At 38.0% G+C, this 20,475-nt stretch carries 24 protein-coding genes; 17 read left to right on the forward strand and 7 right to left on the reverse strand.

What is annotated here, in order from left to right; all coding sequences use genetic code 11:
• Positions 1 to 8: 8 nt before the first annotated feature.
• Complete coding sequence (locus POF52_RS19860) at positions 9 to 650, reverse strand: YhcN/YlaJ family sporulation lipoprotein (RefSeq protein WP_176585277.1); 642 nt, start codon at positions 648 to 650, stop codon at positions 9 to 11.
• A gap of 196 nt (positions 651 to 846) precedes the next feature.
• Between POF52_RS19860 and POF52_RS19865 the strand changes: the two genes are divergently transcribed.
• Positions 847 to 1,122: a YutD family protein gene (locus POF52_RS19865; protein WP_013059635.1), complete on the forward strand. Its 276-nt coding sequence runs from the start codon at positions 847 to 849 to the stop codon at positions 1,120 to 1,122.
• A 48-nt stretch (positions 1,123 to 1,170) separates the two neighbouring features.
• Here POF52_RS19865 and POF52_RS19870 read toward each other — a convergent pair whose 3' ends face one another.
• Positions 1,171 to 1,437 (reverse strand): DUF3055 domain-containing protein, encoded by a 267-nt coding sequence (locus POF52_RS19870; RefSeq protein WP_013059634.1) that lies wholly within the window; start codon positions 1,435 to 1,437, stop codon positions 1,171 to 1,173.
• A 162-nt stretch (positions 1,438 to 1,599) separates the two neighbouring features.
• Here POF52_RS19870 and POF52_RS19875 point away from each other — a divergent pair, with 162 nt between their 5' ends.
• On the forward strand, positions 1,600 to 2,037 hold the full coding sequence (locus POF52_RS19875) for a DUF86 domain-containing protein (RefSeq protein WP_060745810.1): 438 nt from the start codon (positions 1,600 to 1,602) through the stop codon (positions 2,035 to 2,037).
• A 76-nt stretch (positions 2,038 to 2,113) separates the two neighbouring features.
• The gene (locus POF52_RS19880; RefSeq protein ID WP_013059632.1) at positions 2,114 to 2,884 is read left to right on the forward strand and encodes a TIGR01457 family HAD-type hydrolase; all 771 of its coding nucleotides are present in this window, start codon (positions 2,114 to 2,116) and stop codon (positions 2,882 to 2,884) included.
• A gap of 37 nt (positions 2,885 to 2,921) precedes the next feature.
• Here POF52_RS19880 and POF52_RS19885 read toward each other — a convergent pair whose 3' ends face one another.
• Entirely contained in the window at positions 2,922 to 3,422 is a 501-nt protein-coding gene (locus POF52_RS19885; protein ID WP_013059631.1) for a phosphatidylglycerophosphatase A family protein, read from the reverse strand.
• Positions 3,423 to 3,598: 176 nt separating this feature from the next.
• On the opposite strand from POF52_RS19885, the gene yutH reads away from it, so the two are divergent.
• The 5 genes from yutH (at position 3,599) to thrB (ending at position 9,219) form a co-directional block, all read left to right on the forward strand.
• Entirely contained in the window at positions 3,599 to 4,600 is a 1,002-nt protein-coding gene (yutH, locus tag POF52_RS19890; RefSeq protein WP_013059630.1) for a spore coat putative kinase YutH, read from the forward strand.
• A 117-nt stretch (positions 4,601 to 4,717) separates the two neighbouring features.
• Complete coding sequence (locus POF52_RS19895; protein ID WP_271994299.1) at positions 4,718 to 5,707, forward strand: 2-hydroxyacid dehydrogenase; 990 nt, start codon at positions 4,718 to 4,720, stop codon at positions 5,705 to 5,707.
• Positions 5,708 to 5,948: 241 nt separating this feature from the next.
• On the forward strand, positions 5,949 to 7,250 hold the full coding sequence (locus POF52_RS19900; protein ID WP_013059628.1) for a homoserine dehydrogenase: 1,302 nt from the start codon (positions 5,949 to 5,951) through the stop codon (positions 7,248 to 7,250).
• The gene (thrC, locus tag POF52_RS19905; RefSeq protein WP_026106720.1) at positions 7,250 to 8,311 is read left to right on the forward strand and encodes a threonine synthase; all 1,062 of its coding nucleotides are present in this window, start codon (positions 7,250 to 7,252) and stop codon (positions 8,309 to 8,311) included. The genes POF52_RS19900 and thrC overlap by 1 nt, the downstream gene beginning before the upstream one ends.
• On the forward strand, positions 8,305 to 9,219 hold the full coding sequence (gene thrB, locus POF52_RS19910; RefSeq protein ID WP_271994301.1) for a homoserine kinase: 915 nt from the start codon (positions 8,305 to 8,307) through the stop codon (positions 9,217 to 9,219). Before thrC ends, thrB begins: the two co-directional genes overlap by 7 nt.
• Positions 9,220 to 9,308: 89 nt before the next feature.
• On the opposite strand, the gene POF52_RS19915 is transcribed toward thrB, so the two are convergent.
• Positions 9,309 to 9,539, reverse strand: a complete 231-nt coding sequence (locus tag POF52_RS19915) for a NifU family protein (protein ID WP_013059625.1) — start codon at positions 9,537 to 9,539, stop codon at positions 9,309 to 9,311.
• Positions 9,540 to 9,732: 193 nt separating this feature from the next.
• On the opposite strand from POF52_RS19915, the gene POF52_RS19920 reads away from it, so the two are divergent.
• Positions 9,733 to 10,059 (forward strand): YuzD family protein, encoded by a 327-nt coding sequence (locus tag POF52_RS19920; protein ID WP_047931099.1) that lies wholly within the window; start codon positions 9,733 to 9,735, stop codon positions 10,057 to 10,059.
• Positions 10,060 to 10,102: 43 nt separating this feature from the next.
• On the opposite strand, the gene POF52_RS19925 is transcribed toward POF52_RS19920, so the two are convergent.
• Positions 10,103 to 11,167: an NAD(P)/FAD-dependent oxidoreductase gene (locus POF52_RS19925; RefSeq protein WP_013085326.1), complete on the reverse strand. Its 1,065-nt coding sequence runs from the start codon at positions 11,165 to 11,167 to the stop codon at positions 10,103 to 10,105.
• 382 nt (positions 11,168 to 11,549) lie between these two features.
• Here POF52_RS19925 and POF52_RS19930 point away from each other — a divergent pair, with 382 nt between their 5' ends.
• From POF52_RS19930 to POF52_RS19945, 4 genes are all read left to right on the forward strand, one after another.
• Positions 11,550 to 11,789 carry a YuzB family protein gene (locus tag POF52_RS19930; protein WP_013059622.1) on the forward strand — a complete coding sequence of 80 codons (240 nt, stop codon included), beginning with the start codon at positions 11,550 to 11,552 and terminating at the stop codon, positions 11,787 to 11,789.
• 302 nt (positions 11,790 to 12,091) lie between these two features.
• A complete protein-coding gene (dapF, locus tag POF52_RS19935; protein WP_013085325.1) occupies positions 12,092 to 12,946 on the forward strand; it encodes a diaminopimelate epimerase in 855 nt (284 codons plus the stop codon).
• A gap of 75 nt (positions 12,947 to 13,021) precedes the next feature.
• Positions 13,022 to 13,387 (forward strand): HesB/IscA family protein, encoded by a 366-nt coding sequence (locus POF52_RS19940; RefSeq protein ID WP_013059620.1) that lies wholly within the window; start codon positions 13,022 to 13,024, stop codon positions 13,385 to 13,387.
• A 148-nt stretch (positions 13,388 to 13,535) separates the two neighbouring features.
• Positions 13,536 to 14,054 (forward strand): hypothetical protein, encoded by a 519-nt coding sequence (locus POF52_RS19945; protein ID WP_271994312.1) that lies wholly within the window; start codon positions 13,536 to 13,538, stop codon positions 14,052 to 14,054.
• 27 nt (positions 14,055 to 14,081) lie between these two features.
• Here POF52_RS19945 and POF52_RS19950 read toward each other — a convergent pair whose 3' ends face one another.
• Complete coding sequence (locus POF52_RS19950; protein WP_176585282.1) at positions 14,082 to 15,074, reverse strand: NAD(P)/FAD-dependent oxidoreductase; 993 nt, start codon at positions 15,072 to 15,074, stop codon at positions 14,082 to 14,084.
• A 493-nt stretch (positions 15,075 to 15,567) separates the two neighbouring features.
• On the opposite strand from POF52_RS19950, the gene POF52_RS19955 reads away from it, so the two are divergent.
• The 3 genes from POF52_RS19955 (at position 15,568) to POF52_RS19965 (ending at position 17,957) form a co-directional block, all read left to right on the forward strand.
• Positions 15,568 to 16,782 (forward strand): NAD(P)/FAD-dependent oxidoreductase, encoded by a 1,215-nt coding sequence (locus tag POF52_RS19955; protein ID WP_013085322.1) that lies wholly within the window; start codon positions 15,568 to 15,570, stop codon positions 16,780 to 16,782.
• A gap of 122 nt (positions 16,783 to 16,904) precedes the next feature.
• Positions 16,905 to 17,228 carry a YuiB family protein gene (locus tag POF52_RS19960; protein ID WP_013085321.1) on the forward strand — a complete coding sequence of 108 codons (324 nt, stop codon included), beginning with the start codon at positions 16,905 to 16,907 and terminating at the stop codon, positions 17,226 to 17,228.
• A gap of 81 nt (positions 17,229 to 17,309) precedes the next feature.
• Positions 17,310 to 17,957 (forward strand): 3D domain-containing protein, encoded by a 648-nt coding sequence (locus POF52_RS19965; RefSeq protein ID WP_271994357.1) that lies wholly within the window; start codon positions 17,310 to 17,312, stop codon positions 17,955 to 17,957.
• A gap of 42 nt (positions 17,958 to 17,999) precedes the next feature.
• Here the strand turns inward: POF52_RS19965 and POF52_RS19970 are convergent, their stop codons facing one another.
• The gene (locus POF52_RS19970; RefSeq protein WP_013085319.1) at positions 18,000 to 18,476 is read right to left on the reverse strand and encodes a divergent PAP2 family protein; all 477 of its coding nucleotides are present in this window, start codon (positions 18,474 to 18,476) and stop codon (positions 18,000 to 18,002) included.
• A gap of 245 nt (positions 18,477 to 18,721) precedes the next feature.
• Between POF52_RS19970 and POF52_RS19975 the strand changes: the two genes are divergently transcribed.
• The gene (locus POF52_RS19975; RefSeq protein ID WP_271994318.1) at positions 18,722 to 20,215 is read left to right on the forward strand and encodes a leucyl aminopeptidase; all 1,494 of its coding nucleotides are present in this window, start codon (positions 18,722 to 18,724) and stop codon (positions 20,213 to 20,215) included.
• Positions 20,216 to 20,475: the final 260 nt, after the last annotated feature.

The raw sequence follows: 20,475 nt of genomic DNA on the forward strand, positions 1-20,475 counted from the left end.
TTTTTTGTTTATTCCACCATATTTTTGTCCGTCATCGGTTCATTCAATTCGTTTTTCTCTCTTCCATTTGCATCTTCTCCGCCGTTCATTTTACGCCCTTGGGGAGATTTTAGCATTTGTTGAATAACGGCATCGATTCGTTTTCTAGCATCATTCGTTTGTGTATTCATTTCACTGATATTTTCGATTTGGTCCATCTGTTGCGAATTATCTGAGACGTATACATGATAATAACGAGGGACTACAGACATAGCTGTACGTTTTACCTGATCGGCTGCGTTATTCCTATTTTTAGCATCTGTTTTATAAGCAACAAGCACATCTTTATCCGTCACTAGCGTAGCGGCTTGTTTAATATTTGGGATAGCGGTGCTCAGTTTACTAATATTGTCGGCTGCTTCCTCTCGATTAAATGTTCCTACTTGGTTCATATTGGAATTTTGTTCATTTGTGTTTTTGGTGTATCGGACATATCCATAATTTGTGCCGCTATTATTATTTGGATTATAATAATGATTAGGCTCGTTTACATTAATGGCATCTGGGTTGTTTGGTGATAAATTTTCATTTTCAGCTGTATTTTTATTTTGACAGCCAATGGTTAAAATACTTGTTATCAAAGCGATTCCAAGAATAGATTTCTTCACCATTTCCACCTCCTGTAGTTAAATATCGTACGCCAGGTAAACCGGCGAACCCTCATGTGGAGCATAAAAGATCAGTAGGTATACCGATAAAACTCCTACAGGATTAGAGTGCTGCTTATACGTGAAAAATTTCATGTTAATTGATGGTTTCATCATCATAATTATGGTATGGTAAATTTTAAGAGAAGAGGTGTGAGCAATGGTCTGTATCAATAATATTTGTTATGAAGTATTAAAAGATGAGCGCGAAGCATTTAATGAAGAGGCGTTTAGAGGTCGCTTTATTGACGTGCTGAGCCGCTATGACTATATTGTGGGAGATTGGGGATACAATCAGCTTCGACTGCGAGGCTTTTTTGATGACCGAAATCAAAAGGCAACGTATGATACGAAGATTAGTACGCTTCAAGACTATTTACATGAATATTGTAATTTTGGCTGTGCGTATTTTGTCTTAAAAAAAGTCCATAAGTAAAAAAAGGCAAGCCGAAGACACTAATTGTCCTTCACGCTGCCTTTTTTTTTAGATGATTTCATATAAAAATTCGCGAAGTTCCTGACCGTCTTCACTGTTTAATTTAAATACTTCTTCAAGATAGTTTGGTTCTTCAAGGTCATCTTGTCCAATGATGGCAAAGCGTCCTCCTTGAATATCAAGAACAACTTGTTTGCCATAATAACGGTCGGTTTGGATAATAGCTAAATCAAATCGTTGATTTTCGCCCATAAAGCTGACAAAACGGGTCTTTGTAGATACGACATCGTCATATAGATAAAAGCGTTCGCTCATAGGTATACTCCTTTCATAGGTTGTATTTGTATCATATCAAATAAGGTCAAAAACAAAAATGAATTTATCAAATGGATAATGGGTCATGATAAAATAGAACAGGAACCCCGTTTGTTTATGAAAAAAGATTTATAGAGAGCTGACAACTAGGGAGGAAATAATATGTACTTTGTAGATCGTGAAAAAATAGAAGCCACGCTTGTTTTTTTTGATGAGCACGTTCGTTTGTTTACTGAGCATTCGAGCTGGAACACAGAAATAGAGAAAAAGGCATTAGAGAGAATTGTACATCTTTTAATTGAAAACGTTTTAGATGTAGGAAATGCAATGATTGATGGATTTATTATGAGAGATCCCGGCAGTTACGACGATATCATTGACATTTTAGTTGATGAGAAAGTGGTTAAAAAAGAGGAAGAAACGCCCTTAAAAGAGATCGTTCAATTGCGTAAAAGCCTTGTTCAAGAATATGTGGATGTTAATCATCAGGATATTTATCAAAAAGTGATGCAGCATAAAGACGTACTGGCAGCATTTTCAGAGCGCGTAAGGACATATCTAGAGACAGAGTTAGGGCCTGTGTCTGCTTTTCGTAACTAAAGGCAAGCAAGTTGTAGTTGTATAAAAAATAAGCTATGATTTCAAGTATGAGACTTGAAAGGAGATCACACACAACATGAAGGAATATAAAGGATATTTGATTGATTTAGATGGAACAATGTACAAAGGAACAGAGCTAATTGCCGAGGCGCGTGATTTTGTTATTAAATTAAAGGAAAAAGGAATTCCTTATTTATTTGTAACAAACAACTCAACAAAAACGCCCGATAAAGTAGCTGAAAAGCTAGAGGCATTTGGCATTCCTGCAACAGAAGAGCAAGTTTTTACAACGAGTCAGGCAACAGCTAATTATTTGCATGAACGCAAAGCAAACGCTTCAGCTTATGTAATTGGTGGAGAAGGAATCCGACATGCATTGCTTGAAAAAGGATTTACCATTGAAGAGGAAGATACGGATTTTGTAGTTGTTGGTTTGGATCAGGAAATTACATATGAAAAATTGGCAAAAGCATGTTTAAACGTTCGAAACGGCGCCTTTTTTGTTTCAACGAACGGAGATATTGCGATTCCTACTGAAAGAGGCTTACTGCCTGGTAATGGATCTATCACGTCCGTTATTACGGTTTCTACTCAAACAAATCCAGTATTTATTGGTAAACCAGAAAGTATTATTATGGAGCAAGCCCTTGAAGTCATCGGTACGCCAAAAGAAGAAACAATCATGATTGGTGATTACTATGATACAGATATTTTAGCAGGGATGAATGCAGGCTTAGATACATTATTAGTCCATACAGGGGTAACAACAAGAGAGTTACTAGAAGGATATGAGAAAAAGCCAACTTATACAGTAGATTCACTAAAAGAGTGGATGGAGCGAATTTAAAAAGCTGTCAATTGACAGCTTTTTTTGTTTTTAAAACCTATTCTTGACTGGCAGCCCGATGCGCTAACCGGCTAGAAGCAGCGGCAGCAATTGCGCCTACTAAATCATCTAAGAAAGTATGGCACTCTCCAGTAGATTTATCGTTTAATCTTTCTAAAATACCCGGCTTTTGTTTATCAATATACCCGTAATTGGTAAAGCCGATTGATCCGTACACATTTACAATCGATAATGCTAAAATCTCGTCGATACCGTATAAACCTTCGTCTTTCTCAAGAATATCCAACAGAGGCGGCTCAATCACTTTTTTTTCCGTGAGGACATCTAGTTGAATACCGGTTAAAATAGCATTTTGAACTTCTCGTTTAGAAATGACGCGCTCAACATTATATAAACAGTCTTCGATTGTTAAGTTTGGGTGATACTTTTTTTGCAAGTAATAGACCAGTTCAGCAATGTCTGTAAGAGCCACGCCGCGTTCTATTAACCATTCTCTTGCTTTTTTTTCTAACTCACTTTGTGTATGTTTTTTCTCCAAGTATCATCACCTGTTTTCTATATATTTTTAAGTCTAAAGTTGTTTCATACTACTAACCCGGAGTAAATAACTATAAATGGTGTATTTCTAATCTATTCATTCCTCCGTAAATATTATGACAAGTAATGTTGTTTTCCATCATATAATTTCTTGAATGAATGAAGAGAGGGATTAAAATGATACAAACCATTTATGAGCATTACGGATTACGTCCAAATGAATTTATGCCCGTAGGTAAATTTGAAGGTTTTCAGTATCGAGATATTTTATATACAATCATTAATGTAAAACAAATGGAACAAGACGAGTTAAATGAACTATATCAAATGAGTCAATTTCTGATGGGCCAAGGTGATCGCCATGTGGCAACATTTATGCCTAATTTGAATGGTGAAATGATTACAGAAACTGAAACTGAAAAATTTATCATTTGCCGCTGTCTTGCGGAAGAGAAAAACCCCAACTTTTCACCTGGGCACGAGCTAGCTGTTTTTCATCAAAAAGGGAGACTGTTTCCTTATGAAGTGGAAAAAGCAAACCGGCTAGGGCAATGGAAGTCCATGTGGGAGAAGCGTCTCGACCAGATGGAGCAATTTTGGTATGGAAGATTACGTGCTTTGCCTAATCAAGAGATGGAAAAACGGTTTTTAGAAACTTTTCCTTATTACCTAGGATTAACGGAAAATGCTATTCAATACCTAGTAGACACGGAAATTGACGATTTGCCTCGTTCAGTTGACGCTGCGACGATTTGTCATCATCGGTTCGGGCAAAAAACATGGGGGGAAGACTACGTTTACAAGCTCCCAGCAGATTGGGTCTTCGATCATCCGAGCAGAGATATAGCTGAATATATAAGGGAACAATATTTATTAACATACGCTGTCGATGAAAGGCACATGCATCAGTTTTTAAGTGAATACGAAAAGGTAAACCCGCTTTCTTCTTTTTCATGGAGACTGTTATATGCTAGACTTCTTTTTCCCGTTCATTATTTTGAGGTCATTGAAGGGTATTACAGTGTACAAGATGAGAGGCAAAAACAAAAGTATTATGAGAAGCTGGAAGGAGTATTAGCTCATTCTTCTCACTACGAAGCTTTTCTGAAGCGCTTTTACCAGTCGGTGGGTATTTCAACGTCTCGTTATCACATTCCTGAATTAACATGGATTCATTAAAAAGCGATTACTATAGAATATGATAAAATAGAAAAATAGGTGTTGGATAATCCAAACCTGTTTTTCTATTTTGTTTTTATGCATGCAGTTTAAAAAGGATAAAGAGGTGGCGTACATATGGACAAGCAGTTTGTATTTATTACGAGAAAAATACCGAATGAATTAATCGAACCTTTAAAGGCAGTAGCGAATGTAGAAATGTGGGATAAAGAAGATGAGGCAGTCCCTCATGAGCTGCTTTGTGAAAAAGCTAAGCACGCACATGCTCTATTAACAATGCTTTCAGATCGTATTGACAGTGAATTGCTTACGCAAGCTCCTCATTTAAAGCTTGTAGCTAACTTGGCGGTCGGATTCGATAATATTGATGTAGAAGCGGCAACTGAACGAGGAATTATCGTTTCTAATACCCCCGATGTTTTATCTGATACAACAGCAGATTTAACGTTTGGTTTATTAATGAGTGTAGCTAGACGTTTAGTAGAAGCTGCTGGATACGTGAAAGAAAATCAGTGGAAAAGCTGGAGTCCATTTTTGTTAGCGGGTAGAGATATTCATCATAAAACATTAGGTATTGTTGGAATGGGGAAAATTGGAGAGACGCTTGCGAAACGTGCTACAGGTTTTGATATGGAAATTCTGTACCACAACCGAAACCGCAACTTTCAAGCAGAACAAAAGCTCAATGCAGTTTACTGTGAGTTAAATGAGCTGCTTGAACGATCTGATTTTATTGTTTGTTTGACACCATTAACGGACGAAACCAAACATTTATTTAATGCTTCAGCATTTGAACAGATGAAAACAACTGCGATTTTTATTAATGCTTCAAGAGGAGCAGTGGTTGATGAACAAGCACTGTTCCATGCGGTTCAATCCGGTGAAATTGCTGGAGCTGGCTTGGATGTATTCGATCAAGAGCCTGTTTCTGCTTCTCACCCTCTTCTTCAATTGCCTAATGTTGTAGCTCTTCCTCATATCGGCAGTGCGAGTATCGAAACGCGCACGGAAATGATTTCTTTATGCGTAAAAAACATTAAAGCAGTGCTCACAAACGAGTCTCCTATTACAATTGTAAATAAAGAAGCGTTTGCGAAAAAATCATAATGGAAAAAGGCAATTTCATTTCGGTGAAATTGTCTTTTTTTTATTAAAAAACAGTAGTAGCCATGTTATGATAATAAAATGAAATATTTTAAAAATTTACATTTATCTTTATATACCAATTTTTTTAACAAGTTTACGAGAAAAGATGGCAAGTAAACCTTGTAAAAAAGAAAAATAAGGTCTATAATGTCCTCTATAAGAGAACAAATGTATACGTAGAAAGAACACAGAGGTGAGGAATATGACAAAAAGTATTTCAGTAGGATTATTAGGATTAGGAACGGTAGGAAGCGGAGTAGTCAAAATTATTGAAAATCATCAGGATAAATTAAGTCATCAAGTCGGGTGTCCTGTAGAAGTTAAAAAAGTAGTAGTTAAAGATATTGATAAGAAACGTGACGTGGAGATCAGTGAAGATAAATTAACAACGAATGTTGAAGACGTTTTACATAACGCGGAGATTGACGTTGTCATTGAAGTAATGGGTGGCGTTGAAGAAACAAGAGATTATATCTTAACAGCTCTTCGTAATAAAAAGCATGTTGTAACGGCAAACAAAGATTTAATGGCGGTTTACGGCTCAGAATTGTTAACAGTAGCTTCTGAAAATAACTGTGATTTATTTTATGAAGCAAGTGTAGCTGGCGGTATTCCAATCCTTCGTGGATTAGCAGATGGGTTAGCATCTGATCGTATTACGAAGATGATGGGAATTGTAAATGGGACAACAAACTTCATTTTAACGAAAATGACAAAAGAAGGAAGCGCCTATGATGAAGTGTTAAAAGAAGCTCAGGATTTAGGATATGCTGAAGCGGATCCAACTTCTGACGTAGGTGGTTTAGATGCTGCTCGTAAAATGGCAATCTTGGCTACATTAGGATTTTCAATGAAAATTGACTTGGATGATGTTCGTGTTCAAGGTATTACAGAAGTAACGGAAGAAGACTTGCAATATAGTAAACAACTAGGCTATACGATGAAACTGATTGGATATGCACATCGTGACGGTGACAATGTAGAAGTTAGTGTTCAACCAACTCTTTTAGCAGATACACATCCTCTTGCTTCAGTAAGCGATGAGTATAACGCTGTATATGTATACGGAGAAGCTGTTGGAGAAACTATGTTCTATGGACCAGGGGCGGGAAGCCTGCCAACGGCCACTGCTGTCGTATCCGATTTAGTAGGTGTTATGAAAAACATGCGTTTAGGTGTGAATGGTAAAAGTGCGGTAACACCTCAGTATCCGAAACAGTTAAAAGCAGAAGATGAAATGTTCTCGAAGCATTTCTTACGTATTCATGTTAAAGATCAGGTTGGAGCATTTGCAAAATTAACAACACTATTTTCAGAGCGTGGCGTGAGCTTCGAAAAAATCATCCAACTTCCTGTGAAAGGAAGCGAATTAGCTGAGATTGTTGTAGTTACACACAAAACATCTCAAAAAGATTATGAGGAAATCCTTCAGCAGCTTCGGGATTTACCAATTGTAGAAAATGTAAAAAGCAGTTACCGCGTAGAGGGAGTTGGCACAGTATGATGTGGAAAGGTCTATTAGCTGAATATAAAGAATTTTTACCTGTAACAGAGAAAACACCTATGCTTACATTACATGAAGGAAATACGCCTTTAATTCATCTTGCTCAGTTATCAAAAGAGCTAGGCATTGATCTACATGTGAAAGTAGAAGGGTTAAATCCAACGGGGTCATTTAAAGACCGCGGAATGGTAATGGCTGTAGCAAAAGCAAAAGAAGAAGGAAGCAATACGGTTATTTGTGCATCTACAGGTAACACATCCGCAGCTGCAGCAGCTTATGCATCACGCGCTGGCATGCGCTGTATCGTTGTTATTCCAAATGGAAAAATTGCGATGGGGAAATTAGCTCAAGCTGTTATGTATGGTGCAGAAATTGTAGCAATTGAAGGAAACTTTGACCAAGCACTTTCTATGGTTCGTAAGCTGAGTGAAACATCACCGGTTGCACTTGTAAACTCTGTAAACCCATACCGTATTGAAGGGCAAAAAACAGCTTCTTTCGAGATTTGTGAACAGCTTGGAAAAGCGCCTGACGTTTTAGCTATCCCAGTGGGGAATGCAGGAAATATTACAGCTTACTGGAAAGGCTTCAAAGAATACAGTGAGCGTCACCAAACGTCTCTTCCTCACATGCACGGGTTTGAAGCAGAAGGTGCAGCGGCGATCGTGCGTAATCAAGTTATCGAAAATCCAGAAACAATTGCAACGGCTATTCGAATCGGAAATCCAGCAAGCTGGGATTATGCTGTAAACGCAGCAAAAGAATCAAACGGAAAAATTGATGAAGTAACAGATGAACAAATCTTAGAAGCATATCGTACAATTGCACGCAAAGAAGGTGTATTTGCAGAGCCAGGTTCTTGCGCTTCAATAGCTGGTGTGTTTAAAGATGTAGCTTCTGGTAAAATTGCAAAAGGTTCAACGGTTGTAGCTGTACTAACAGGTAACGGATTAAAAGATCCAAACGTAGCAATCGATGCTCATAATGTAAAACCAGTGGTTTTACCAAATGATGAAGAAAAGGTATTTGAGTATATCCAAGGTGTCGTTGCTTCATGCTAGAAAATGAGCGTTTTGTCATTACGGTCCCAGCTAGCTCTGCTAATTTAGGGCCAGGATTTGATTCCATTGGAGTGGCTTTATCTCGCTACTTAAGATTAACAGTAGAGTGTCATGAGGAATGGATTTTTATCCCTGAAACGAAAGAAGTGCAAAGTATTCCTACAGGTACAGATAACTTAATGTATGAAGTGGCACAAGACGTGGCTCGTCAATTTAACATTGATCTTCCAAGGGCGAAGGTCTCTGTTTGGAGCAACATTCCATTAGCAAGGGGACTTGGAAGCAGCGCATCGGCTATCGTAGCTGGAATCGAGCTGGCCAATGTACTGTGTGACTTGCGTTTATCAAAAAGAGAAAAGCTTCGCATCAGCAGCTTAATGGAAGGACATCCTGATAACGTCAGCCCCTCTATTTACGGCGGCATCGTTGTTGGTTACCATCATGAAAATGAAACATATATTGCTCAAATACCTGAATTTGATGTCGATATCGTGATGGCTATTCCAGAATATGAATTAAAAACAACCGATGCTCGTGATGTGCTGCCTTCCGATATTAATTATCGCCACGCAGTAGAAGCTGGGGCAATCGGGAACATGCTAGTAGCAGCCCTTTTAAATAAAGATTTACCTCTAGTAGGCGAATTTATGGAGAAAGATTTATATCACGAACCTTATCGTATGAGACTCGTGCCAGAGCTTTCTCTTGTGCGAAAAGAAGCAAAAGCTCTCGGCGCATACGGTGTGTCACTAAGCGGAGCCGGTCCGAGTGTATTATGTTTAGCACCAAAAGGAAAAGGAAAAGCGATTGCTGAACATATGTATGCTTTACTGCCGAACTGCGAAATAGATGTTTTACAAATTGATCGCAAAGGTGTATTTGTAGAAGCTGAAGTCACAACGAGTTAATAAAAAAATCCTCATTCATTTGAATGAGGATTTTTCATTCGCAAGCCCCAATAAAATGGGAGGTTGCTTTTATAATAAAATCAAAGAGATTAGAATACTTGTTCTACTTCAACTACACCAGGTACTTCTTCTAAAAGGGCACGTTCGATACCAGCTTTTAGCGTGATTGTTGAACTTGGGCAGCTTCCGCAAGCGCCTAAAAGACGTAACTTTACAATACCATCCTCTACGTCTACTAGCTCACAGTCTCCACCGTCGCGAAGTAAAAACGGACGAAGTTTTTCTAATACTTCTTGAACTTGCTCGTGCATTTCTGACATAACTATCGACTCCTTTCTTCTACTCTTATTATAAACGGTCTTTCATGAAAAATCTATCGGAGTATACATCGTAATGTTACCTTAAAAGAAAAAGATGTGCAATGAATCAGTTTTGTGTAAAATAGTATTCATAATGAAGTAAAAGTGTGAATAATCGTACAGTTTGAATGTAAAGATTCAAGGGGGATGTGCTATGCAATCAACTGAGGTAGAAGTGTGTATTTATGGAGCTGAAATTGTTTGTGCAAGCTGCGTTAACCTGCCGTCTTCAAAAGACACCTATGATTGGCTAGAGGCAGCTATTTCTCGTAAATATCCGAATCAGCCGTTTGCTATCACGTATGTAGATATAAACGAGCCGCATACGGATCTGGAAAAAGCAGCTTTTGCCAAGCGTGTGATTGAAGAAGATTTATTCTATCCTGTAGTGGTCATTAACGGAGAAATTGTTGGGGAAGGCAACCCGAAATTAAAGCGCGTATTTGAGGAAATGGAGAAGTATGGTTTCTGCGCATCATAATGAAAAAAGCCGTTAGATTGTCAGTCATCTAACGGCTTTTATTTTATCCACTATGGTGTTTATACATCCAAAGAATACCTGATTTTAATAATCGAGCTACGCGTCCTGTAATTGGACGTTCGGCAACTAAGCCAAATCCATGCTTTTTGCCTAATGAACCAAGTATGCCTTTTAATTTAATAGTTGGCAATTCATCCGGAAGCGCTTCGCCTTTCCAGCGGTGAAGAAGTACTTGCACGATTTGTTCAGCCTGACCTTCTGCCAGCTGAGCGCTTGGTGCATGCGGTAGGCTTGCACAATCACCTAAAATGTAGACATTTTCGTCGTCAGGCAAGTTATGGTATTTCGTTAAGACGACGCGTCCTTGAGGGTCTTTTTCTACGTCTAAATCGCGTACCACTTTATTTGGCTGGATACCTGCTGTCCACACGATTGCATCGCTTTGAATGGGCTCATCATGATTATAAAGAATGTTCGGTTCTACTTTTGTAATATTAGCACTATTTACGATTTCAACACCGTTTGAAGTAAACCAAGTTTGAACGTAATTACTTAAACGTTCTGGGAAAGCAGACAAAATTAATTTACCGCGGTCAAATAAGATGATTTTTAAATCCGGGCGGCTTTCTCTTAGCTCGCTTGCTAGTTCTACTCCGCTTAATCCAGCTCCTACAATTGAAACAGTAGCGTGGGCTGGCAAGTTGTTTAATGTCTGATAAGTTGCTCGTGAAGCATCAATGGATTGAATGCTGTATGTATGCTCAAGAGCTCCGGGAACTCCATGATATTTATCTTCGCATCCGAGTCCTACAATCAGGTCATCATAAGCGATCATTTGATCATCCACATAGACACATTTCTCTTTTAGGTCTATGCGTTTTACACAGCCGTAGCGAATTTTTAAGCGAGGGTGTTCAGGAAAAGCAACACGAACATGCTGATCAGAGATTGTTCCAGCTGCAAGTGCATAGAATTCAGTTTTTAGTGAGTGATAAGGTGCTTTGTCAATAAGCGTTACTTCTACATCATTAGGCAATTGATTCGGAAAAAGGCGCTGCAAAACGCGCATACCACCGTATCCGCCGCCCAGTATGACAAGGTTCTTCATGTGAATTTCCCCTTTAGCTTCATGCATTTTTGTTTTCTCTCTATTATTCTTGCTTTTAAGAATAGGAGAGTACAAATTACCGTTAATAAGGATGGTTGCCAAAAAGATATGAAAGGCTATATAAGATAACATATTTTACTTAAATAATAATTTAATATAACCTTGTTTGGTTTTCTATACATAAAAGTATAACTAAATTAATAAAAAACCACAATATGTTTCAACATAATTTAAAGCTATCCCTATAATAAAGCTTTATTTATACGTTTTTTTGAAAAAGTCTGTGAAGCTAAGAAGCGTGCGCAAAATGAACGTGAATTTCCAAAGTTGACGTTGAAAATGAAAGAAGATAGGATAAACTAATAGTAGAGAGGTGAAAAACGTGATACAGCCAATTATTGAATTTTGCGTTAGCAATTTAGCCAGTGGTTCTCAAACAGCTTTAGAAAAGCTTGAAAAAGATCCAAATCTAGATATTATTGAATACGGATGTTTAGGTTATTGCGGGAAATGTTCACAATCTTTATTTGCCTTGGTAAACGGAGAGATTGTTACAGCGGAAACACCTGAACAGTTAGTAGATAATATTTACATTCATTTGGAAGAAAACCCAATGTTTTAAACTATCCCCGCTGTCGTATCTCTTTTTATCAGAAGAGGGACACGAGGCTAATAGAATAGATGATGTAAGCACGGCTAGTCTTGCCGTGCTTTTTTATGCGTTTTTGCGCAAATATCTGTGCTTTAACCATCCTCTTTACAATCATAATGCTTCTTTTGTTTTTTAATACTCCAAAGGAGGACAAAATAAAAAACTCCTTAATCTTTATGATTAAGGAGCTAAAAAAACGGGGGATGATATTATTGTGTACAAAAGAGAATCACTTTATACTAGAGCTACATAAAAAAATAATGGGTGATAATATGAAAAAATTTCAGTTTACAAAAATGCATGCACTTGGCAACAACTATATCTACGTAAATATGTTTGAAGAACATATAGAAGAGCAAGAGTTAGCACCGCTTGCTGTAAAAGTCTCAAATGTTTATACGGGAATTGGATCGGATGGAATGATTCTTATTTGTCCATCTGAACGTGCAGATGTGAAAATGCGCGTATTTAATAATGACGGCTCGGAAGCAAAAAACTGCGGAAACGGTTTAAGATGTGTAGCTAAATATGCATATGAACATAATTTAGTAACAAGCGAAAGATTTTTTATCGAAACGCTTTCTGGAGTTGTAGAAGCAACGGTGCATCCGCAGGGAAATGAAGTTCCAGAAGTGACAATCGATATGGGAGCACCTATTTTAGCTAGAGAACAAATTCCAATGACGGGAGCAAGCCAAGACCAAGTCGTTAATGAAGAGATGGAATTTGGAAAAGAACGGTTAAAAGGGACGGCTGTATCAATGGGAAATCCTCACGTTGTCTTTTACGTAAATAATATTGAACAAGCGCCTCTTACTACATTAGGGCCTGTGGTTGAAAAAGATTCGCGTTTTCCAGAAGGAGTGAACGTTGAATTTGTCGAGGTAGTGAACGAAAGAGAGCTGAATTTTCGTGTATGGGAAAGAGGTTCGGGTATCACTCAAGCATGTGGAACAGGAGCATGTGCTGCAGTTGTTTCGTCTGTATTAAATGAGAAGACGAAAAAAGATGTTCCTACTGTCGTACACCTCGCTGGAGGAGATTTAACGATTGTTTGGCAAAATAAAGGCAATGTATTAATGACAGGTCCAGCCAATGTGATTTGTGACGGCGCGTATTATTATTAAAAAATGAAGAAGCAGACGATTTGTCGTCGCAGACATTTCGTCGTATACTAAACAAAAAAGGAGGTCTGTTTAAAAATGAGTCAGGATATCCTAACAATTACAGAAGCTGCAAGCTTTCAAATAAAAGATATGATGAAAGAACATGAAGAAGAAAATGCTTATTTACGTGTTAATGTAAATGGTGGAGGCTGTTCAGGTCTTTCTTACGGCATGGGTTTTGCTCACGAAGTAAATGAAAACGATACGCTGTTTGAACAACATGGCATTAAGATTCTTGTAGATAGCGAAAGTGCTCCAATTTTAAAAGATGTAAAAATTGATTACAAGCAATCTATGCTAGGCGGAGGGTTTACAATTGATAACCCAAACGCCATTGCAGCATGCGGCTGCGGCTCTTCTTTCCGTACAGCAAGCAACGCAGGTGCTCCTGAAGAGTGCTAAATATATTTTTATCAAGAAGCTTTCTTCACCTCATCTGGTGGAGAAAGCTTTTTTAGTGAGAAATTTTTGTATGTTACATCATCTGTCAAATGTGTTGACCGAATAATCAGTCTTTTTTATACTCAATAAAAAGAGGAGATGAACGGATTTGATAGATGCGACTCGTTACGACGCGGAACAAGTAGGAGGTTACGGAAGTTTTCGCAAAAAAAACACCCTGCCTATTCTATGGAAGGGGTTTATAAACTGGTTAAAATTTGAAAGTAGGAAAATGGAGTCTAAGAATGCAAAAAGTATTCATTTTAGTGAATCGCATTTATTTGTTCAGCATTTGCCTTTTTCCTCAGGTGAAGCCTGTCATCAAAACTCGTCCTCTGCGCCTCTTAACCATTCTGAACCTTACATTCGCTATTATGAAAATGCTAACGCATCTCTGGCTGAAAGCTACGGAGCAGTTGAAGGAGAGCATATTCTGCTGATTGAACGTATTGCCGGTCAATCAGAGGTAGTAACATATTTAGGCAAGCTCGAAGGTTTGAAGACCTACAGGATGAGCGTAACTAGTCAAGAAGGAAACCATTCCTTTTATGAAATCTGTTTAATAAGCAGTGATGCGGAAATGATGAGTGAAATCATTCATCGAATGGTTACACCAATCCAGCAATGAAAAAAAGCAGGCGAGAGCCTGCTTTTTTTATGAGAACATTGACGTACTGTGCATAGGCTGTAAGCGAGCCTTTGGATCAATGTATGCTTTAGCGTTATTAACGGCAGTGGGACCTTCGCCAAATCCTGCCACGATGAGTTTTACTTTTCCATCATATGTGCAGACATCACCTGCTGCATAGATGCCAGGAATGTTTGTTTCTTGCTTTGAGTTAACAACAATTGCATTTTTCTCTAAATCTAAGTCCCATTCTTTAATTGGACCTAGAGAAGAAACAAATCCAAAGTTTACAATAACATCATCTACGTCTACTACTGTCTTTTCTTCACCTTTTGTGTTTTCTAACACAACTTGTGTAATACGGTCATCTCCAACAAATTCAACCGGTACATACGGTGTTTTAATATCAACTGATGAATTATGCAAGTTTTCTACGCTGTGTTCATGAGCGCGGAACTTGTCTCGGCGATGCGTTAACGTTACTTTTTCTGCGATCGGCTCTAACATAAGAGACCAGTCTACAGCAGAATCCCCGCCCCCGCATACTAATACTTTGCGGCCTTTGAATTTATTCATATCATCCACAAAATAATGAAGGTTCGTTTGCTCGAACTGTTCTGCGTTTTCTAGCTCGATTTTACGGGGCTTAAATGCACCGTTTCCAGCCGTAATAATAATTGTTTTTGAATAGTGAACTTCAGAATTAGTAGTTAATCGGAATACGCCGTCCGCTTGTTTTTCTACCTTTTCTACGGCTTGCTCTAGCGCAACTGCAGGTTTAAATTGATCCATTTGCTCTCTTAGGTTATTGACTAATTCTTGAGCGCGCACTTTTGGAAAACCAGCTACGTCATAGATATATTTTTCAGGATATAAAGCAGAAAGCTGTCCACCAAGCTGTGGTAAGCTTTCAATAATTTTTACGCTCGCTTGACGCATACCGCCATAAAATGCTGTAAATAAGCCTGTAGGGCCGCCTCCGATGATGGTAATATCATATACTTGTTTATCTTCTTTCATTTATAATCACCTCTAGATTGTTCTGTGCCAATGCATATTCTACTTTATGATAGCATAGTAAATTATAAAATATCATTAAAACACGCTGGAATGTTTGAGAAACTTTCTCAACTTAAAGATCAGTATTTGTAATCATTAACATAACCACACGTTTTGGTCAAATATAAAACTGGGTATACAGGAAAGTAATTGAAAATTAAAAAGCTTGTAAATACAAAGTGAAGGGTTGAAAAACCGATTAAAAAAGCATAAGATGTTTGTGTAAATCAAGCTAGGACTTACGCTTACATTTTTTTAAAAAAGAAAAAATGTATTTTTTTAAAAAAGAACGTGAAGTGATTCACATTATTTTTCTTATGTGAATAATAAATGGATAGCGATGATCGTTCTTGCTCAAACTAACATAAAAAAGCAAACTAAATAAAATTGCTCTTATCATTATACTTGTAAGACATACTTGTGACTATAACTAAAAAAGGTGGATGACATTCCTATGAAAAAGCCTAAAATCGTCATTTTGGGTGCCGGGTATGGCGGCATTATGACAATTGTTAATTTACAAAAGAAACTGGGTGCTAGTGATGCGGAAATTGTTTTGGTAAATAAAAACGATTACCATTACGAAACGACATGGCTTCATGAAGTATCAGCAGGTACAATTCATCAAGATCGCTCTCGTGTTCCTGTTAAAAATTTAATTAATACAAATAAGGTTACATTTATCAAAGACACGGTCGTAGATATTAAGTTAGATGAAAAGCGTGTTCTTCTTGAAAACAGTGAGCTAACGTACGATTATTTAGTTGTTGCTTTAGGGTATGAAGCAGAAACTTTCGGAATTAAAGGTTTAAAAGAACATGCATTTACCATTACGAGCATTAATGCAGCACGTCAAATTCGTGAGCATATTGATTATGTGTTTGCGACGTACAACAATGAAGTGGAAAAAAGAGACGAACTTCTGACCATTATTGTTGGGGGTGCTGGCTTTACCGGCATTGAATTTGTGGGAGAATTAGCAAATCGAGTCCCTCAACTTTGCAAAGAGTTTGATATTCCGCGTGAAAAAGTACGCGTTATTTGTGTAGAAGCAGCGCCTACGGCTTTGCCAGGTTTTGATCCAGAACTTGTAGAATATGCGGTAACACAACTAGAACGAAAAGGAATCGAGTTCAAGATCGGAACAGCGATTAAAGAGTGTACAGAAGAAGGAATTGTTGTATCAAAAGATGACCAAGTAGAAGAAATCAAATCAGCAACAGTTGTATGGGCTGCGGGTGTTCGAGGCAGTCATGTGATTGAAAAAGCTGGATTTGAGAACATGCGCGGACGTGTAAAAGTAAGCAATAGCTTGCTGGCACCAGGGCATGAAGATGTGTTTGTTATTGGAGATTGTTCACTAATGATTAACCCTGAAACAGAACGTCCTTATCCGCCAACAGCTCAAATTGCTATGCAGCAAGGCGGTACCTGCGCTGAAAATATTAGCCGTTTGATGAAAGGTCAAAAAGAATTAAGCGAGTTCAAACCAGATATTAAAGGAACGGTATGTTCGTTAGGGCATGATGACGCAATTGGCGTTGTATACGGTCGAAAACTATTTGGCTCAAGCGCATCTTTTATGAAAAAAGTTGTTGATAATCGCTCGCTTTTCCTTCAAGGCGGAGCAGGTCTTGTATTGAAAAAAGGAAAATTTAATTTCTTTTAAAACAAAAAGCAAAAGGTCTTTAAGCCTTTTGCTTTTTTGGTATTAACTTACTTTTCTGTGATTGACGCCTTCATTACTCTTAAGTAAACTGAGAGTATAAAGAATAACGGAGGCGAAAAGCAATGGAAATGAGTGTGCCTGTACTAATTATCTCCATCTTGTTGTTTTTTGTTTTGTTTTTTGGAATCGGTTTCTTATTGAATATGCTGCTTCGCATGTCTTGGATTATGGCCATTATTTATCCCGTGATTTTTATTTTTATTATTGATAATGTAAGAGCGGTTGATTACATTCAACATCCTGCTCACTCCTTTCAGCAGCTAGGGACAAAAGTGCTATCTTTAGCCACAGCTGACATTGCGATTTTAATGGCTGGTTTTATAGGTGCACTAGCTTCAGGCATTACCATTAAATCTTTACGAACAAGAGGGTACCAAATGTTTTAAATGTAAATTCTTCTCGCAAACGAATAATTTGTTTTTATGTTGGAAACAAATAGATTCGTGAGAGGAGTTGTGGAAATCACAATGATTGGAAAAATAGCAAAGCGATTCATTATGTGCCTACTACTGGTCGGAGCGCTGTTTACAACATATGAAGCAATTACTGGCGTCCCAATAACCACAGTCATCAAATATATGCCTTTTATAAACAGTACAGGGCATCCTCTAATGAATGAAAGGCTCTTGCCATCATTTCTAAAACCACTAAGAGCTGAAGCGGCTAGCAATGACAAAGAGCGTCTGACGATTGAAGAAGCATTTGATTGGTCGCGTTATCCAACTAAGAATGTATTGGCTACGGGTTACACAGCTGGTTACGAATCAACTGGGAAAAATCCCAATCATCCGGGGTATGGTATTACATATTCGGGCGTTAAAGTAAAACGTGACTTGTATTCAACCATCGCTGCTGATTTAACCATATTTCCAATCGGCACGATCTTGTTTATTCCGGGCTATGGCTATGGAGTGGTAGCAGATAAAGGTGGGGCTATTAAAGGCAATCATCTTGATTTATATTTTGAGACTGTTTCCGATGTGTACAACATATGGGGTAAGAAAGAATTAAACGTCTATGTAGTAAAATCAGGGGACGGCCGCTTAACTGAAGAAGAGTTAATAATGCTGAATGAAAAGAAGTCGATGCAGGTTTTTCGCCAGCAGGTAAAATAAACGAGAAACACATGAAGAACTCTTCATGTGTTTTCTTATGTTTTATGGCCATACATAATACGTTACAAAAGCAACTGCTATCCCTGTTAAGGCTCCAAAGAAAACTTCAATAGGCTTATGTCCAAGCAGCTCTTTTAGCTTCACTTGTTTTTCGTCTTCTTCATTGGTCGTCCACAGCTTTGCCTCTTTTACCGCGCGCTGAAAGTCTTCAACTAAACGATTTAAAACCGTTGCTTGCTCTCCTGCGTGTCTTCTTACTCCTTTAGCATCGAACATGACAATAATGGCAAAAATAGCGGAGAGAGCAAAAATAGGGGATTTAAGACCTTCTGCTAGCCCAATGGCAGTGGCTAAGGAAGTTACTGCTGCGGAGTGAGAGCTTGGCATACCTCCCGTACTAAAAAATAAGCTGCCGTCTATTTTCTTAGTAGCTACAAAAGAAAGGGGAATCTTAATAAATTGAGCAAAGAAAATAGCGATTAATGAACTCCAAAGTGGAAAATTTGAGAATAACTCCATTGAGACGTCCTCCCTCAACTTAAAATGTCTGAAAAGCTAAACCCGTATGATGAAAAAAGCGGTAGATGAAAGTATATGTGTGAAACTAAGGTTTTTGAACTGTGATTAAAAATTGTATTTCTGCTATCATATGTATATAGATGAAAACAGTGGTGAATATGATATATATTCCACTTGCTGAATAGATTAAACAAAGCAGATGATAAATAAAAATAAAATCTCTATACGTAAAAGGGAGGAATTTTATGTTTTCGCATGTAGAAACATTTGGTGTTGATCATCAAACAGAAGCGCTCGTAATTGGGTTATTTAATCAAAACCAACAGTTTGAAGGCCTTCTAAAAGAAATTGATGAAGCTTTAGGTGGACAGCTCATTCATTTGATTAAAGAAGGGGATATACGTGTACAAGAAAAACGTATATCAACGATTCATACACTAGGAAAATTAGGAGCAAAACGTCTTTATTTTGTAGGGCTCGGACGAAAGCAAGCGTTAACTAAAAATGGGCTCAAAGAGAGCTTTGGGCTGTTATTTAAAAAGTTAAAAGAAGCGAAGATTTCAAACGCATCGGTCGCCCTTTCTACATTTGATACAGGAGCGTGGTCAGAGCAAGAAACTGCAGCTTTATTAGGAGAAGCTCAACAGCTTGCTATGTACGAGTTTGAAAACTACAAAAAGAAATCAAACGAACCTGACAAGCAGCTGGAGAAAATTCAACTGTTTTCTTCTTATAAAGACGTTGTACAATCTGCTTTGGTTGGATATACGTATGGAAAAGCAACAAACTCAGCGCGCACCCTTGTTAACTTACCAAGCAATATGCTAACGGCTACAGATTTAGCTAATTATGCAGTGGAAATGGCACATACATATGGTTTTGAATATGAAATTTTAGAAAAAGAAGAGATGGAAACATTGGGAATGGGCGCACTGTTAGCAGTTAATCAAGGTTCCGCAGAGCCTCCTAAAATGATTGTGCTGAAATATCAAGGAAAAGAAAAATGGGAAGACGTTATTGGGTTAGTAGGAAAAGGGATTACCTTTGACACAGGTGGTTACTCTATTAAATCTAAAGACGGGATTGTAGGTATGAAAACAGATATGGGCGGAGCTGCATCTGTTCTTGGTGCAATGGAAGCGATTGGAGAATTAAAACCTCATCAAAACGTAGTAGCTGTCATTCCATCAACTGACAACGTTATTAGCGCACGTGCTTTTAAGCCAGATGACGTAATTACAGCAATGAATGGAAAGACGATAGAAGTACTGAATACAGATGCTGAAGGGCGTTTAGCGTTAGCTGATGGTATCTCCTATGCCAAACACCACGGAGCAAATTATTTAGTAGACGTGGCGACATTAACGGGTGGTGTAATTGTAGCTCTTGGTACACATACAACGGGGGCAATGACGAATGATTCTGCTTTATTGCAGAAAATAGAAAAAGCGAGCATTGAGACAGGCGAACCGATTTGGGAGCTGCCTATTACAGAACGAGATAAAAAGCGTGTTCGGGGAAGTAAGGTAGCAGATTTAAATAACTCTCCTGGACGAGAGGGGCACGCAATTATGGCAGGAACCTTTATTGGTGAGTTTGCAGAGCAAACATCATGGGTTCACTTGGATATTGCTGGAACTGCAACATCCGCTGCTTCTCATGAGTTAGGACCTTCAGGTGCAACAGGCGTGATGGTGCGAACACTAGCTGCAATGGTTTGTTCATTTGAAGCCAATTAATGAAAAAAGTATAGCAGTGATAGAAAGAAACGTAAAAAGAAGCATCGATGATGCTTCTTTTTTAATATGTTTACATAATGTTTTTTCTTTTTAGTAAGAAAAGATTATTTAGAAAAATCCTTATATCGTTAAGGGTGTAGAGAAGTTAAACAAACGTTTATTTAGTAAGATGATTGACTTTTTTTCTATACCTAATATAATGAACATGTTGTTTATCTCTCTAATGTTTTAATGAGATAAAGTAAAAAGAAAAATGGAGG

The sequence above is a fragment of the Priestia sp. AB genome (assembly GCF_028369225.1).
Classification (GTDB): domain Bacteria; phylum Bacillota; class Bacilli; order Bacillales; family Bacillaceae_H; genus Priestia; species Priestia megaterium.

What these genes read in the sequence shown, in the direction of transcription:
- thrC (WP_026106720.1), top strand. Translation starts at nt 7,250, where the DNA reads ATGTGGAAAGGTCTATTAGCTGAATATAAAGAATTTTTACCTGTAACA.
- POF52_RS19975 (WP_271994318.1), top strand. Translation starts at nt 18,722, where the DNA reads ATGTTTTCGCATGTAGAAACATTTGGTGTTGATCATCAAACAGAAGCG.
- yutH (WP_013059630.1), top strand. Translation starts at nt 3,599, where the DNA reads ATGATACAAACCATTTATGAGCATTACGGATTACGTCCAAATGAATTT.
- POF52_RS19865 (WP_013059635.1), top strand. Translation starts at nt 847, where the DNA reads ATGGTCTGTATCAATAATATTTGTTATGAAGTATTAAAAGATGAGCGC.
- POF52_RS19925 (WP_013085326.1), bottom strand. Translation starts at nt 11,167, where the DNA reads ATGAAGAACCTTGTCATACTGGGCGGCGGATACGGTGGTATGCGCGTT.
- POF52_RS19970 (WP_013085319.1), bottom strand. Translation starts at nt 18,476, where the DNA reads ATGGAGTTATTCTCAAATTTTCCACTTTGGAGTTCATTAATCGCTATT.
- POF52_RS19950 (WP_176585282.1), bottom strand. Translation starts at nt 15,074, where the DNA reads ATGAAAGAAGATAAACAAGTATATGATATTACCATCATCGGAGGCGGC.
- thrB (WP_271994301.1), top strand. Translation starts at nt 8,305, where the DNA reads ATGCTAGAAAATGAGCGTTTTGTCATTACGGTCCCAGCTAGCTCTGCT.
- POF52_RS19960 (WP_013085321.1), top strand. Translation starts at nt 16,905, where the DNA reads ATGGAAATGAGTGTGCCTGTACTAATTATCTCCATCTTGTTGTTTTTT.
- POF52_RS19915 (WP_013059625.1), bottom strand. Translation starts at nt 9,539, where the DNA reads ATGTCAGAAATGCACGAGCAAGTTCAAGAAGTATTAGAAAAACTTCGT.
- POF52_RS19900 (WP_013059628.1), top strand. Translation starts at nt 5,949, where the DNA reads ATGACAAAAAGTATTTCAGTAGGATTATTAGGATTAGGAACGGTAGGA.
- POF52_RS19875 (WP_060745810.1), top strand. Translation starts at nt 1,600, where the DNA reads ATGTACTTTGTAGATCGTGAAAAAATAGAAGCCACGCTTGTTTTTTTT.
- POF52_RS19940 (WP_013059620.1), top strand. Translation starts at nt 13,022, where the DNA reads ATGAGTCAGGATATCCTAACAATTACAGAAGCTGCAAGCTTTCAAATA.
- dapF (WP_013085325.1), top strand. Translation starts at nt 12,092, where the DNA reads ATGAAAAAATTTCAGTTTACAAAAATGCATGCACTTGGCAACAACTAT.
- POF52_RS19895 (WP_271994299.1), top strand. Translation starts at nt 4,718, where the DNA reads ATGGACAAGCAGTTTGTATTTATTACGAGAAAAATACCGAATGAATTA.
- POF52_RS19965 (WP_271994357.1), top strand. Translation starts at nt 17,310, where the DNA reads ATGATTGGAAAAATAGCAAAGCGATTCATTATGTGCCTACTACTGGTC.
- POF52_RS19920 (WP_047931099.1), top strand. Translation starts at nt 9,733, where the DNA reads ATGCAATCAACTGAGGTAGAAGTGTGTATTTATGGAGCTGAAATTGTT.
- POF52_RS19955 (WP_013085322.1), top strand. Translation starts at nt 15,568, where the DNA reads ATGAAAAAGCCTAAAATCGTCATTTTGGGTGCCGGGTATGGCGGCATT.
- POF52_RS19860 (WP_176585277.1), bottom strand. Translation starts at nt 650, where the DNA reads ATGGTGAAGAAATCTATTCTTGGAATCGCTTTGATAACAAGTATTTTA.
- POF52_RS19870 (WP_013059634.1), bottom strand. Translation starts at nt 1,437, where the DNA reads ATGAGCGAACGCTTTTATCTATATGACGATGTCGTATCTACAAAGACC.
- POF52_RS19880 (WP_013059632.1), top strand. Translation starts at nt 2,114, where the DNA reads ATGAAGGAATATAAAGGATATTTGATTGATTTAGATGGAACAATGTAC.